Origin of the sequence: Pseudomonas sp. 18-147, assembly GCF_051048045.1 — a bacterium.
Classification (GTDB): domain Bacteria; phylum Pseudomonadota; class Gammaproteobacteria; order Pseudomonadales; family Pseudomonadaceae; genus Pseudomonas; species Pseudomonas aeruginosa.
Genome location: NZ_CP182296.1, coordinates 4,062,448 through 4,075,291, shown reverse-complemented (window position 1 = coordinate 4,075,291; position 12,844 = coordinate 4,062,448). Strand labels below are relative to the sequence as shown.

Genomic DNA, 12,844 nt, shown 5'->3' with positions numbered 1-12,844 from the left:
ATGAGCATGAGCACTGCCGAACGCGCACCCATCCTGCTGACCCCCGGTCCGCTGACCACCTCCTACCGTACCCGTGGGGCGATGATGGTCGACTGGGGCTCCTGGGACAGCGATTTCAACGAACTCACCGCCAGCGTCTGCCAGCGCCTGCTGAAGATCGTAGGCGGCGAAGGCAGCCACACCTGCGTACCGTTGCAGGGCAGCGGCACCTTCGCCGTGGAAGCGGCGATCGGCACCCTGGTGCCGCGCGACGGCAAGGTCCTGGTGTTGATCAACGGTGCCTACGGCAAGCGCCTGGCGAAGATCTGCGAGGTTCTGCAACGGCCCTTCAGCACCTTCGAGACCGAAGAGAACGTGCCGACCACCGCCGCTGACGTCGAGCGTCTGCTGGCCGCCGATCCGGCGATCAGCCATGTGGCGCTGATCCACTGCGAGACCAGCACCGGCATCCTCAATCCGCTCGAGGCCATCGCCAAGGTCGTCGAGCGTCACGGCAAGCGCCTGATCGTCGATGCCATGAGCTCCTTCGGGGCGATCGGGATCGATGCCCGGAAAGTTCCGTTCGATGCCTTGATCGCCGCCTCCGGCAAGTGCCTGGAGGGCGTCCCCGGGATGGGCTTCGTCTTCGCCCGCAGCGCCGCTCTGGAAGCCAGCGCCGGCAACTGCCACTCCCTGGCCATGGACCTGCAGGACCAGCACGCCTATATGCGCAAGACCGGGCAGTGGCGCTTCACCCCGCCGACCCATGTGGTCGCCGCCCTGCACGAAGCGCTCAGCCAGTACGAAGAGGAGGGCGGCCTGCCGGCGCGCCAGCGGCGCTACGCGAGCAATTGCGAAACGCTGCTCGGCGAGATGGCCCGGCTCGGTTTCCGCAGCTTCCTGCCGGCGGAAATCCAGGCGCCGATCATCGTTACCTTCCACGCGCCGCGCGATCCGCGCTACCGCTTCGCCGACTTCTACCAACGCGTGCGGGAGAAGGGCTTCATCCTCTATCCGGGCAAGTTGACCCAGGTGGAAACCTTCCGCGTCGGCTGCATCGGCCACGTCGACGCCGCGGAGATGCGGCAGGCGGTCGCCGCCATCGGCGAGGCGCTGCGCGAACTGGAAGTCCTCGAGATCTGAACTGAACGACAACGAGCAGAAAAGGGTTCACGACAATGAATTACAACCAGCCAGCCACCCTCCAGGCCGCCATCCTCGACTGGGCGGGAACCGTGGTCGATTTCGGCTCCTTCGCGCCGACCCAGATCTTCGTCGAGGCTTTCGCCGAATTCGGCGTCCAGGTCAGCCTGGAGGAAGCGCGCGGTCCGATGGGAATGGGCAAGTGGGACCACATCCGCACCCTCTGCGACATCCCGGCGATCGCCGAGCGCTACCGCGCCGTCTTCGGCCGCCTGCCCAGCGACGACGATGTCACCGCCATCTACGAGCGCTTCATGCCGCTGCAGATCGAAAAGATCGCCGAACATTCGGCGCTGATCCCCGGCGCCCTGCAGGCGATCGCCGAACTCCGCGGGATGGGCCTGAAGATCGGTTCCTGTTCCGGTTATCCGGCGGTGGTGATGGAGAAGGTGGTAGCCCTGGCCGAGACCAACGGTTACGTCGCCGACCACGTGGTGGCCACCGACGAAGTGCCCAACGGCCGGCCATGGCCGGCCCAGGCGCTGGCCAACGTGATCGCCCTGGGGATCGACGATGTGGCGGCCTGCGTGAAGGTCGACGACACCTGGCCGGGTATCCTCGAAGGGCGCCGCGCCGGGATGTGGACGGTGGCGCTGACCTGCTCGGGCAATGCCCTGGGCCTCACCTACGAGCAGTACAAGGCGCTGCCGGCGGCCGAACTGGAGCGCGAGCGGACGCGTATCGAACAGATGTTCGAAGGTTCGCGTCCGCACTACCTGATCGAGACCATCGCCGAGCTGCCGGCGGTGGTCCGCGACATCAATGCGCGCCTGGCGCGCGGCGAGATGCCGCAGGGTAACTGAGCCACGTCTGTGCCGAGGCCGCCGCGGGCAACCGCGGCGGCCTCGGTTTTCTAACCGGCGTCCGGGTGCCCCAGGCGAGTCTTGAGGAAGTCGATGAACGCGCGGACCTTCGACGGCAGGTGGCGGGTCGGCGGATAAACGGCATGCACGCCCTGGAGCGGAAACCCGTGGTCCGCCAGCAGGCGTTGCAGTGCGCCGCAGCGCAAGTCGGCCTGCACCAGCCAGTCCGGCAGCACGGCGATACCCAGGCCGTCGAGGGCAAAGGCGCGCAGGGCCGCGGCGTTGTCGGCCAGCAGCATGGGATGGCGCGGTCCGCGGTAGCTGCGCAGGGCGCCGTCGGGGGCGCGTACTTGCCAGGGCAGGGAGTCCGCCAGCCGGCTGTGACCGAGATTCTGCAGGCGCTCCAGACTCTCCAGGTCGGTCGGCGGCGGTTCGCCGAGCGCCGCCAGGCAGGCCGGGCTGGCCACCGCCAGGACCTCGAAGCTGGCCAGTTGCACCGCATGGTGGGTGGAGTCCTCCAGGCGCCCCAGGCGGATGGCGACGTCGAAGCGTTCGCCAATCAGGTCGGCATGCAGCGATGAGGTCGACAATTGTACCTGCAACGCCGGGTGCAGCCGGGCGAATGCCTGCAGGGCCGGCACCAGTTGGCGCAGGCCGTATTCCTGGGTGGTGGTGACGCGCAGGCTGCCACGCAGTTCGCCATGCTCGGCGCGGGCGTCGTCGATGGCCAGGCGCGCCTCGTCGAGCACCTTCACGCAGCGCTGGTAGAAGCGTTCGCCAGCATCGGTCAGGGCCATCCGCCGGGTGCTGCGGCTGAGCAGAGAAACGCCCAGCTCGGCCTCCAGCCGCTTGAGGTTGAAGCTGACTACCGCACGCGTCTGGCCGAGGGTGTCGGCGGCGGCGCTGAGGGAACCGCAGTCGACCACGGCGCGAAAGGTTTCGAAGCGGTCGAGGCTGACCATGGAAGGCGACCCTATTGTCAAATTCGATTTGACAGTCTATGCGCGATTAGCCTCTCCAGATAGCGCGAGCGCCTCGCTATGCTCCCCGGCAAACCTCCGGAGCGCCCATGAATCAACCGTCCCGCCTGGCCACTTTGTACCTGCTGGGGTTCGCCCTAGACCTGGTGAACATCTTCATCGCCAGCGTCGCCTACCCGGACATCGGGCGTTCCCTTGGCGCTTCGGTGGCGACCCTGGCGTGGATCGGCAACACCTACCTGCTCGGCTTGACCCTGGTGATTCCGTTGAGCGTCTGGCTCGCTTCGCGCCTGGGAGAACGGCGACTGATGCTGCTGGCACTGGCCGGTTTCGCCAGCGCTTCGCTGGGTTGCGGCCTGGCTGGATCGGCGGCGACGTTGATCGTCTGGCGCCTGTGCCAGGGGTTGGCCGGCGGGTTGCTGATCCCCCTCGGCCAGGCCATGGCCTATCGGAATGTCCCGGCGTCGGCACGGGCCGGCCTGACCGCACGGGTGATGCTGGTGGCGCTGATCGTTCCCGCCGTGGCGCCTGCCCTCGGCGGCTGGCTGGTGGACAGCCTGTCCTGGCGTGGGATCTTCTTCGCCAGCGTGGCGCCGGCGCTGCTGGTGCTGGCCCTGGCGATGCGCTGGCTGCCCAGGCACAAGCATGCGGCGCAGCGCCTGGACCTGCGCGGCCTGCTGCTCGGCTCGGCGGCGCTGGCCACGCTGCTGGTGGCGCTCGCCTGGCTGGGATCGCCCGGCGGCGGCGGGCGTGGCCTGCTCCTGGCGCTGCTGGCCTGCGTGCTGGGCTGCTGCTACTGGCGTGACGGGCGCGCTCGTACCGACGCGCTGCTCGACCTTGGCTTGCTGGAGGCGCCATTGCTGCGTACGGCGATGCTGGTCTATCTCTGCGTGCCGGGAGCCTTCATGGGCGCCAACCTGGTCGCCATGCTCTATCTGCAAGGCCCCCTCGGCCTCAGCGCGAGCCGTGCCGGTGCGCTGATGCTGCCCTGGGCGCTGGCGGCCGGCCTGGCCATCGGCCTGACCCGGCGACGCTTCAATCGCTGGGGGCCGAAATCCTTGCTGCTGGCGGGCATGGCGATACAGGCCGGCGGCCTGCTGTGGCTGGCTCGAAGCGGGGAGGGGAGCGGCTTCTGGCAACTGGCGGGGGCCTACGCGACCATGGGATTCGGCGGCAGCCTGTGTAGCAGCGCGGCACAGGGCATGGCCTTGCTCGACGTCCCGGCGGCGCGCATGGGCCATGCCAGCGCCTTGTGGAACATCAATCGGCAACTGGCGTTCTGCCTGGGCATGGCCGTGCTCGGTGGGTTGCTCAACCTGTTGCAGGCGCGGGCCGACCCCGCGGCCTTCGTCCACTGCTTCCTGTTCGCCGCCGCTTTCACGCTATTGCCTCTGCCGTGGGTGAGGCGTATCGATTCCGCCGGGGTTCGCGCCCTGGTCCAGACCTGAAAGGAGCTACACCATGACTTGTGCCTACCGCCGGGAAATCCACCATGCCCACGTGGCGATCCGCGACTGGCTGGCCGGCGACTCACGGGCTGACGCGCTGGATGCGTTGATGGCGCGTTTCGCCGAGGACTTCTCGATGGTCACGCCGCATGGCGTGGTCCTGGACAAGACTGCTCTGGGCGAGCTGTTCCGCAGCAAGGGCGGCACCCGTCCTGGGCTGCGCATCGAGATCGACGGCGAGAGTCTGCTGGCTTCAGGCGTGGATGGCGCGACCCTGGCCTATCGGGAAATCCAGTCCGACGCGGCGGGTCGCAGCGAGCGCCTGTCCACCGTAGTCCTGCACCGTGACGACGAAGGGCGGCTGTACTGGCGCCACCTGCAGGAAACCTTCTGCGGCTGAGCCTGCCTCAGTCGCTGGCACCGAGCAGGCGCAGGAAGGCATCGGCGAGTTCGCCGGCCAGCGGCTGGGTATCCAGGCGGCCGCCGGCGATGGCGTCGTCGGCGGCGCCATGCAGCCCGGAGTAGAGCAGCAGGGCGTTCAGCCGTGGGTTGCGCAGCGGCCAGGCGCCGGCCGCCGCGCCGTTCTCCAGTAGCTCCGCCAATTGCTCCAGCACGCGGTCGCGCTCCTGGTTGCCGCGCTGGTGGTGATGGTGCTCGCTGTAGACCACATCGTGCAGCCGGTAGCCCTCCAGGTAGCCCGCCAGGCCGCTCTCGGTCCAGGCGCGCAGACGGCCGGGATGGTCGTTCGCCGGACAGGCCTCGACGGCATTCGCGATGCGCTGCTGGAAAGCCTGGGTGAAGCGCTCGCGCAGGGCCAGGAGGATGTCGGTCTTGGCTTGGAAGTAGTGATAGAAGGTACCCTTGGCGACCCCCGCGGCAGCGACGATGTCGCTGATGGTGGTGGCGTCCACACCCTTGTCTAGGAACAGTTGCTGCGCCGCCGCCATCAGTTCCTCGAGACGAACCTCCGCAGGCTTGGTGCGCGGTTGGCGGGCAGGCTGTTCGGCGTGGCGATCGGGCATGGAGCGCGGATCCGGTGGTTGGGTTGGCCGCAGTGTAAAAGAGCGTGGAGGGGAAGACGAGGCATGACAGGAAGATGAGAATGTTTCGCGATATTTATTGACTGACCGTCGGTCAATGGATTATTCCTGGGCCAGCGCCCTCTCATCGGAGTACTCCATGAACCCTTCGCGTCGTGTCGCCCTGGTCGCCGCCATTTACCTGGGAACCTTCATCGCCTCGCTCGACATCAGCATCGTCAACCTCGCCCTGCCGACGCTGCAGTACGCCCTGGATACCGACCTGGCCGGCCTGCAGTGGGTGGTCGACGCCTATGCGCTGTGCCTGAGCGCCTTCATGCTGTCTTCCGGACCGCTGAGCGACCGCTACGGTCGCAAGCTGACCTGGCTGCTCGGGGTCGGCCTGTTCAGCTTCGGTTCGCTGCTCTGCGCGCTGGCCACCTCGCTGCCGCTGCTGCTGTTCGGACGCGCGGTCCAGGGCATCGCCGGGGCGCTGTTGATACCCGGCGCGCTGTCGATCCTTACCCAGGCTTTCCACGATCCCGGCCAGCGCGCCCAGGTGATCGGCGGCTGGACCTCCTTCAGCGCGCTGTCGCTGATCCTCGGCCCGCTGCTCGGCGGCCTGCTGGTGGAGCACGCCGGCTGGCAGAGCATCTTCCTGATCAACCTGCCGCTCGGCCTGCTGGCGCTCGCCCTGGGCCTGTGGGGCATCGAGGAAACCGCGCACCCCGAGCACGCCGCCTTCGATCCCCTGGGGCAGTTGCTCAGCGTGGTCTGGCTGGGAGCGTTGACCTACGCCCTGATCGCCGCGGGAGAGGGCGGCTGGTTGTCTCCCACGGCCTGGCCGGCGCTGCTCCTGGCCGGGGTCGGCCTGCTTGGCTTCCTCTTCGTCGAGCGGCGGACCGCCCGACCGCTGCTGCCCCTGGGGTTGTTCCGCCAGGCCGGGTTCGCCGTCTGCAACCTGGCCTCGTTCGTCCTCGGTTTTTCCGGCTACGCCAGCCTGTTCTTCCTCTCCCTGTTCTTCCAGCAGGTGCAGGGTGCCTCGGCGCAGCAGGCCGGCTTCTACCTGGCGCCGCAGTTCCTCGCCATGGGCGCACTGTCCATGCTGTTCGGCCGGTTGCAGCGGCACGTACCGCTGCGACGCCTGCTGGTGCTGGGCTACCTGGTGATCGGCCTGGCCATGCTGGCGCTGGCCGCTTGCGGTACGGGAACCGCGTATCCCTGGGTCGGCCTGTTGCTGGTGGCGCTCGGCCTGGGCATGGGCCTGGCCGTTCCCGGCACCGGTCTGGCGGTCATGGCGAGCGTGGCCCGCGAGCGTTCCGGGATGGCCTCGGCGACCATGAATACCCTGCGCCAGGCCGGCATGGCCGTCGGCATCGCGTTGCTGGGAGCGCTGCTGAGCGGGCGGGCGATCGTCGTCCTGGGCGATCGGCTGGAGGAGCTGGGGATTGCCGATGCGCAACGGCTCGCCACCCAGGCGATCACGGCCCATCGCTTGCCTGGTTCCCTGGCGGGGCTCGACGCCGAGCTGCCGGCCGCGCTGGCCGAGGGCTTCCGTCTGGCTATGCTGGTGGCCGGAGCCAGCGCCCTGCTGGCCGCCGCGCTGCTCTGGCGCCTGCGCGTTAGCGCCGGCCCGGCGGCGGATACAGTTGGCGCATCTGGACGAACGGCAGGGGTACAGTTGCAGGCCGATAGACGCTGACTCTCGGGTCACGATGCTGGCGCGGGGGCGATTTCCTTGCGTTATGCTGCTCGAAGCGAAGAATATTCGCGTATTCCAACTGTTGTGCTAGGGTATGGCCTGCGACAACCTGTCGCAGGCAGGTAAAAGCCCTACTTTATCTATGTTTGAGAAAGTCTATTGCAAGATGTGTCATAGGCTCCTCAGCTGAAATGAATTGTAATAACTGACGCTCAGTTTCGGTCCAACGAGCGTCGCGCGAGTCTCTGCTCCGCATCGCGATAAATGGGTTCCTGCCTTGCCTGTTGCACAACAAATAGCCGACCGATAACTGCGACCTGATCACCCGGCGGGAAGGGCAATCCTTCTCGCCCAGGCATGCACGTGCCTTGGCCGCCCTTGGCCTCTTCCGGCACAGCTTCGAAAACGCTGTTCATCAAGGAACGACTCAGCGCGTGGAACGAGTCCGCCACCGGAATCGGGAAAGGTATCCGCTTGCCTTCTCCCGTGGCCGGGCAATGGCCGTTCCGTACCCCGGCGGCGACTGCATGTCTGGAACTGGCTGAAGCCAGCGGTCTCCGCCACAAGCCTTGCAAGGAGACATCCATGAGCGACCACTCGCTCCTTCCATCGATTAAGGCCGGAAGATGACCAAAGCAAACCCGTTTGCCGCATTGAAATGGCTTTCCCTGGCGCCCGCGCTGCTGCTCGGCGGCTGCGACATGACCCTGTTCAACCCGAAAGGGCAGGTGGGCATGGACGAGCGCACCCTGATCATTACCGCGACCCTGCTGATGCTGATCGTGGTCATCCCGGTGATCGTGATGACCCTGGCGTTCGCCTGGAAGTACCGCGCCTCGAATACCCAGGCCGAGTACAAGCCGGACTGGCACCACTCCAACCGCATCGAGGCGGTGGTCTGGCTGGTGCCCTGCGTGATCATCGCGATCCTCGGCTGGATCACCTGGGAAAGCACCCACAAGCTCGACCCGTACCGTCCGCTGGACTCCGAGGTCAAGCCGGTCACCATCCAGGCCGTTTCGCTGGACTGGAAGTGGTTGTTCATCTACCCGGAGCAGGGTATCGCCACGGTCAACGAGATCGCCTTCCCGAAAGACACCCCGGTGAATTTCCAGATCACCTCGGATTCGGTGATGAACTCGTTCTTCATCCCGCAGCTGGGCAGCCAGATCTACTCGATGGCCGGGATGATGACCAAGCTGCACCTGATCGCCAACGAAGAAGGCGTATTCGACGGTATCTCCGCGAACTACAGCGGCGGCGGTTTCTCCGGCATGCGCTTCAAGGCCATCGCCACCTCCGAGCAGGGCTTCCAGGACTGGGTCGCCAAGGTCAAGGCGGCACCGGCCAGCCTGTCGATCGGCACCTATCCGGAACTGGTCAAGCCGAGCGAGAACGTTCCGCCGACCTACTTCTCTTCGGTCAGCCCGGAACTGTTTGGCCACATCCTCACCAAGTACGAGCACCACGGCGACGCCAAGGGTGCCGCGCACGGCGAGCACGCCGGGGCTGAGCACGAAGCCGCCATGACCGGTCACGACATGCAGGACATGGACATGCAAGCCATGCAGGGCATGAAAGACATGAAGGACATGCACATGCAACCGAGTACCCAGGAGTAAGCGCAGATGTTCGGGAAACTGACACTCTCGGCCGTGCCTTACCACGAGCCCATCGTCATGGTCACACTGGCCGTCGTCGCCCTGCTGGGCCTCGGCGTGGTCGGTGCGATCACCTACTACCGCAAGTGGACCTACCTGTGGACCGAGTGGCTGACCTCGGTCGACCACAAGAAGATCGGCGTGATGTACATCGTCGTCGCCCTGGTCATGCTGGTCCGCGGCTTCGCCGACGCGATCATGATGCGCGGCCAGTTGGCCCTGGCCGAAGGCGCCAACCACGGCTACCTGCCGCCGGAGCACTACGACCAGATCTTCACCGCGCATGGCGTGATCATGATCATCTTCATGGCCATGCCGTTCATGACCGGCCTGATGAACCTGGCCGTGCCGCTGCAGATCGGCGCGCGCGACGTGGCGTTCCCCTTCCTCAACTCGCTGAGCTTCTGGCTGCTCGTGGTCAGCGCCATGCTGGTCAACGTGTCGCTGGGCCTGGGCGAATTCGCCCGTACCGGCTGGGTGGCCTATCCGCCGCTGTCGGAGCTGGCCTATAGCCCCGGGGTAGGGGTGGACTACTACATCTGGGCGCTACAGATATCCGGGATGGGCACGTTGCTCACGGGAATCAACTTCCTGGTCACCGTGTTCAAGATGCGTGCCCCGGGCATGAAGCTGATGCAGATGCCGATCTTCACCTGGACCTGCACCTTCGCCAACATCCTGATCGTCGCCTCGTTCCCGATCCTCACTGCTGCGCTGGGCCTGCTGTCGCTCGACCGCTACCTGGACATGCACTTCTTCACCAACGAGCTCGGCGGCAACGCCATGATGTACATCAACCTCTTCTGGGCCTGGGGCCATCCCGAGGTGTACATCCTGATCCTGCCGGCCTTCGGTATCTTCTCCGAGGTCACCGCGACCTTCGCCGGCAAGCGCATGTTCGGCTACAAGTCGATGGTCTGGGCCAGCGCCGCGATCACCTTCCTCGGCTTCACCGTGTGGCTGCACCACTTCTTCACCATGGGTTCGGGCGGTGACGTCAACGGCTTCTTCGGCGTGGCCACCATGCTGATCTCGATCCCCACCGGGGTGAAGCTGTTCAACTGGCTGTTCACCATCTACAAGGGCCGCCTGCGCTTCAGCACGCCGATCCTGTGGACCCTGGGCTTCATGGTGACCTTCACCATCGGCGGCATGACCGGCGTCCTGCTGGCCATCCCGGGCGCGGACTTCCTGCTGCACAACAGCCTGTTCCTGATCGCCCACTTCCACAACACCATCATCGGCGGCGCGGTATTCGGCTACCTGGCCGGCTTCGCCTTCTGGTTCCCGAAAGCGTTCGGCTTCACCCTCGACGAGAAGTGGGGCAAGCGTTCCTTCTGGTGCTGGCTGGTGGGCTTCTACATGGCCTTCATGCCGCTCTACATCCTCGGCTTCATGGGCATGACCCGTCGCCTGAACCACTACGACAACCCGCTGTGGAAGCCCTACCTGGTGGTCGCGTTCTTCGGCGCCGTGCTGATCTTCTGCGGCATCGCCTGCCAACTGATCCAGCTGTTCGTCTCGGTCCGCAACCGCAAGCAACTGGCCGACGTCAATGGCGACCCGTGGGAAGGCCGCACCCTGGAATGGGCCACTTCCTCGCCGCCGCCGTTCTACAACTTCGCCGAGCTGCCGAAGGTACAGGACGTGGATGCCTTCCACGACATGAAGAAGGCCGGTACCGCCTACCGCAAGCTGCCGGCCTACCAGCCGATCCACATGCCGAAGAACACCGCCGCGGGCTTCTCCATCGCCGTGTTCGCCTTCGTCTTCGGCTTCGCCGCCATCTGGCATATCTGGTGGCTCATGGCGGTCGGCTTCGTCGGCATGATCGGCTCCTTCATCGTGCGCAGCTACAACCAGGACGTCGACTACTACGTCCAGCCCGAAGAGATCGAGAAGATCGAAAGCGCCCGTTTCCAGCAACTCGCCAAGCAGGTCTGAACCATGTCGACGGCAGTATTGAACAAGCATCTGGCCGACGCCCACGAAGTGGGCCACGACCACGATCATGCACACGATAGCGGCGGCAACACCGTATTCGGTTTCTGGCTCTACCTGATGACCGACTGCGTGCTGTTCGCCAGCGTCTTCGCCACCTACGCGGTGCTGGTTCACCACACCGCCGGCGGCCCCAGCGGCAAGGACATCTTCGAGCTGCCCTACGTGCTGGTGGAAACCGCCATCCTGCTGGTTTCCAGCTGCACCTACGGCCTGGCCATGCTCTCTGCGCACAAGGGCGCCAAGGGCCAGGCGATCGCCTGGCTCGGGGTCACCTTCCTGCTCGGCGCCGCGTTCATCGGGATGGAGATCAACGAGTTCCACCACCTGATCGCCGAAGGTTTCGGCCCGAGCCGAAGCGCCTTCCTGTCGTCCTTCTTCACCCTGGTCGGCATGCACGGCCTGCACGTCAGCGCCGGTCTGCTGTGGATGCTGGTGCTGATGGCGCAGATCTGGACCCGCGGCCTCACCGCGCAGAACAACACCCGGATGATGTGCCTGAGCCTGTTCTGGCACTTCCTCGACATCGTCTGGATCTGCGTCTTCACCGTCGTCTACCTGATGGGGGCCCTGTAATGAGCAGCGCTGCACACGACAACCACGGCGCCGGCCACGGCAGCCTGGGTTCCTACGCGATCGGCTTCGTGCTCTCGGTGATCCTCACCGCGATCCCGTTCTACATGGTCATGGACGGCGGCTTCTCGCGCCACGCGACCATCCTCACCATGGTCGTCCTCGGCCTGGTGCAGGTGGTGGTGCACCTGATCTGCTTCCTGCACATGAACATGTCGTCGGAAGGGCGCTGGAACGTGATGGCGTTCATCTTCACGGTGATCGTCATCCTGCTGGTGGTCGGTCTCTCGCTGTGGATCATCTTCAGCGCCGACATGCTGATGATGCCGATGCCCTGAGGGCCATGACGTGAAGCTGAAACGCTATCTCCTGGTGGCCAAGCCGGGAATCATCTTCGGCAACCTGATCGCGGTGGCGGGGGGATACTTCCTCGCCGCCCGCGGCAGCGTCGAGCCGATGCTGTTGCTGGCCACGGTCATCGGCCTGTCGCTGGTGGTCGCCAGTGGGTGCGTACTGAACAACTGCATCGACCGCGACATCGACCGGCACATGGAGCGGACCCGCGGGCGAGTCACCGTGACCGGGCAGATCTCGCTGAAGGCTGCCCTGGCCCACGGCCTGGTCCTCGGGGTCGCCGGCTTCGGCCTGCTGTGGTGGCGGACCAACCCGCTGACCACCGCGCTGGCCGGCTTCGGCTACTTCGTCTACGTCGGCCTGTACAGCCTGTGGTTCAAGCGTCGTTCGCAGTACGGCACGCTGGTCGGCAGCCTCTCCGGGGCGATGCCGCCGGTGGTCGGCTACTGCGCGGTGAGCGGCCAGTTCGACGCCGGCGCCGCCTCGCTGCTGGCGATCTTCTGCCTGTGGCAGATGCCGCACTCCTATGCCATCGCCATCTTCCGCCTGAAGGACTACGAGGCGGCTGGCATCCCGGTGCTGCCGGTGGCGCGCGGCATCGCGGTGACCAAGATCCACATCGTGCTCTACATCCTCGCCTTCATGGCGGCGACCCTCGCCTTGTGCCTGGGCGGCTACGCCGGCTACGGCTACCTGCTGGTGGCGGTGGCGGTGAGCCTGTGGTGGCTGGCCATCGCCCTGACCGGCTACTGGACCGCCGACGACCGGGTCTGGGCGCGCAAGCTGTTCGCCTTCTCCATCGTCGCCATCACCGCGCTGAGCGTGATGATGTCCATCGACTTCCAGGTGGCGCCCGCCACCCATCTGGTCGCCTCGCTGTTCTGAGGCGACACGCTTTAGGGAAAGCCCCGCCGGTCGATTGGCGGGGCTTTTTTTTGTCTGCGCGATGGCAGGGATGCGGTCGCCGCCTGGCAGAAGGGCCGCGCGGCGAGCCCTCTGTTCCGGGACTCTGCCGTTGGTTATCAGATTTTTCCGGGAGCTTTTTCGGAGCTGTCCGGCTTGTGGAAAAAAACCTCCATCAATCAAATGCCAATGATTCTCAATAACCAAGATGGAGTACT

Annotated in this window: 12 protein-coding genes; 10 read left to right on the top strand and 2 right to left on the bottom strand. The window is 65.8% G+C overall.

The features are described 5' to 3' along the window. The first annotated feature begins 6 nt into the window (after positions 1-6). A complete protein-coding gene (gene phnW / locus ACM0M4_RS19265; protein WP_031756149.1) occupies positions 7-1,122 on the top strand; it encodes a 2-aminoethylphosphonate--pyruvate transaminase in 1,116 nt (371 codons plus the stop codon). Positions 1,123-1,157: 35 nt separating this feature from the next. Further along, complete coding sequence (gene phnX, locus ACM0M4_RS19260; protein WP_003100114.1) at positions 1,158-1,985, top strand: phosphonoacetaldehyde hydrolase; 828 nt, start codon at positions 1,158-1,160, stop codon at positions 1,983-1,985. 50 nt (positions 1,986-2,035) lie between these two features. Here the strand turns inward: phnX and ACM0M4_RS19255 are convergent, their stop codons facing one another. Beyond that, positions 2,036-2,947, bottom strand: coding sequence for a LysR family transcriptional regulator (locus ACM0M4_RS19255; RefSeq protein ID WP_003082689.1), 912 nt, complete (start codon positions 2,945-2,947; stop codon positions 2,036-2,038). A 107-nt stretch (positions 2,948-3,054) separates the two neighbouring features. Here ACM0M4_RS19255 and ACM0M4_RS19250 point away from each other — a divergent pair, with 107 nt between their 5' ends. Continuing rightward, a complete protein-coding gene (locus ACM0M4_RS19250; protein ID WP_003082692.1) occupies positions 3,055-4,413 on the top strand; it encodes an MDR family MFS transporter in 1,359 nt (452 codons plus the stop codon). A gap of 13 nt (positions 4,414-4,426) precedes the next feature. Beyond that, on the top strand, positions 4,427-4,813 hold the full coding sequence (locus ACM0M4_RS19245) for a DUF4440 domain-containing protein (protein WP_003082694.1): 387 nt from the start codon (positions 4,427-4,429) through the stop codon (positions 4,811-4,813). Positions 4,814-4,820: 7 nt separating this feature from the next. Here ACM0M4_RS19245 and ACM0M4_RS19240 read toward each other — a convergent pair whose 3' ends face one another. Next, a complete protein-coding gene (locus tag ACM0M4_RS19240; protein WP_003082696.1) occupies positions 4,821-5,435 on the bottom strand; it encodes a TetR/AcrR family transcriptional regulator in 615 nt (204 codons plus the stop codon). Positions 5,436-5,592: 157 nt separating this feature from the next. On the opposite strand from ACM0M4_RS19240, the gene ACM0M4_RS19235 reads away from it, so the two are divergent. The 6 genes from ACM0M4_RS19235 (at position 5,593) to cyoE (ending at position 12,608) form a co-directional block, all read left to right on the top strand. Beyond that, positions 5,593-7,134 carry an MFS transporter gene (locus tag ACM0M4_RS19235; RefSeq protein ID WP_003082699.1) on the top strand — a complete coding sequence of 514 codons (1,542 nt, stop codon included), beginning with the start codon at positions 5,593-5,595 and terminating at the stop codon, positions 7,132-7,134. A 626-nt stretch (positions 7,135-7,760) separates the two neighbouring features. Continuing rightward, positions 7,761-8,756: a ubiquinol oxidase subunit II gene (gene cyoA / locus ACM0M4_RS19230; protein WP_003082702.1), complete on the top strand. Its 996-nt coding sequence runs from the start codon at positions 7,761-7,763 to the stop codon at positions 8,754-8,756. Between the two features lie 6 nt (positions 8,757-8,762). Beyond that, positions 8,763-10,739, top strand: a complete 1,977-nt coding sequence (gene cyoB, locus ACM0M4_RS19225) for a cytochrome o ubiquinol oxidase subunit I (RefSeq protein WP_003082705.1) — start codon at positions 8,763-8,765, stop codon at positions 10,737-10,739. Positions 10,740-10,742: 3 nt separating this feature from the next. Further along, positions 10,743-11,372, top strand: a complete 630-nt coding sequence (gene cyoC / locus ACM0M4_RS19220; protein ID WP_003086858.1) for a cytochrome o ubiquinol oxidase subunit III — start codon at positions 10,743-10,745, stop codon at positions 11,370-11,372. Next, positions 11,372-11,707 carry a cytochrome o ubiquinol oxidase subunit IV gene (gene cyoD, locus ACM0M4_RS19215; RefSeq protein WP_003109258.1) on the top strand — a complete coding sequence of 112 codons (336 nt, stop codon included), beginning with the start codon at positions 11,372-11,374 and terminating at the stop codon, positions 11,705-11,707. The genes cyoC and cyoD overlap by 1 nt, the downstream gene beginning before the upstream one ends. Positions 11,708-11,717: 10 nt before the next feature. Beyond that, on the top strand, positions 11,718-12,608 hold the full coding sequence (gene cyoE, locus ACM0M4_RS19210) for a heme o synthase (RefSeq protein ID WP_003082726.1): 891 nt from the start codon (positions 11,718-11,720) through the stop codon (positions 12,606-12,608). Positions 12,609-12,844 lie beyond the last annotated feature (236 nt).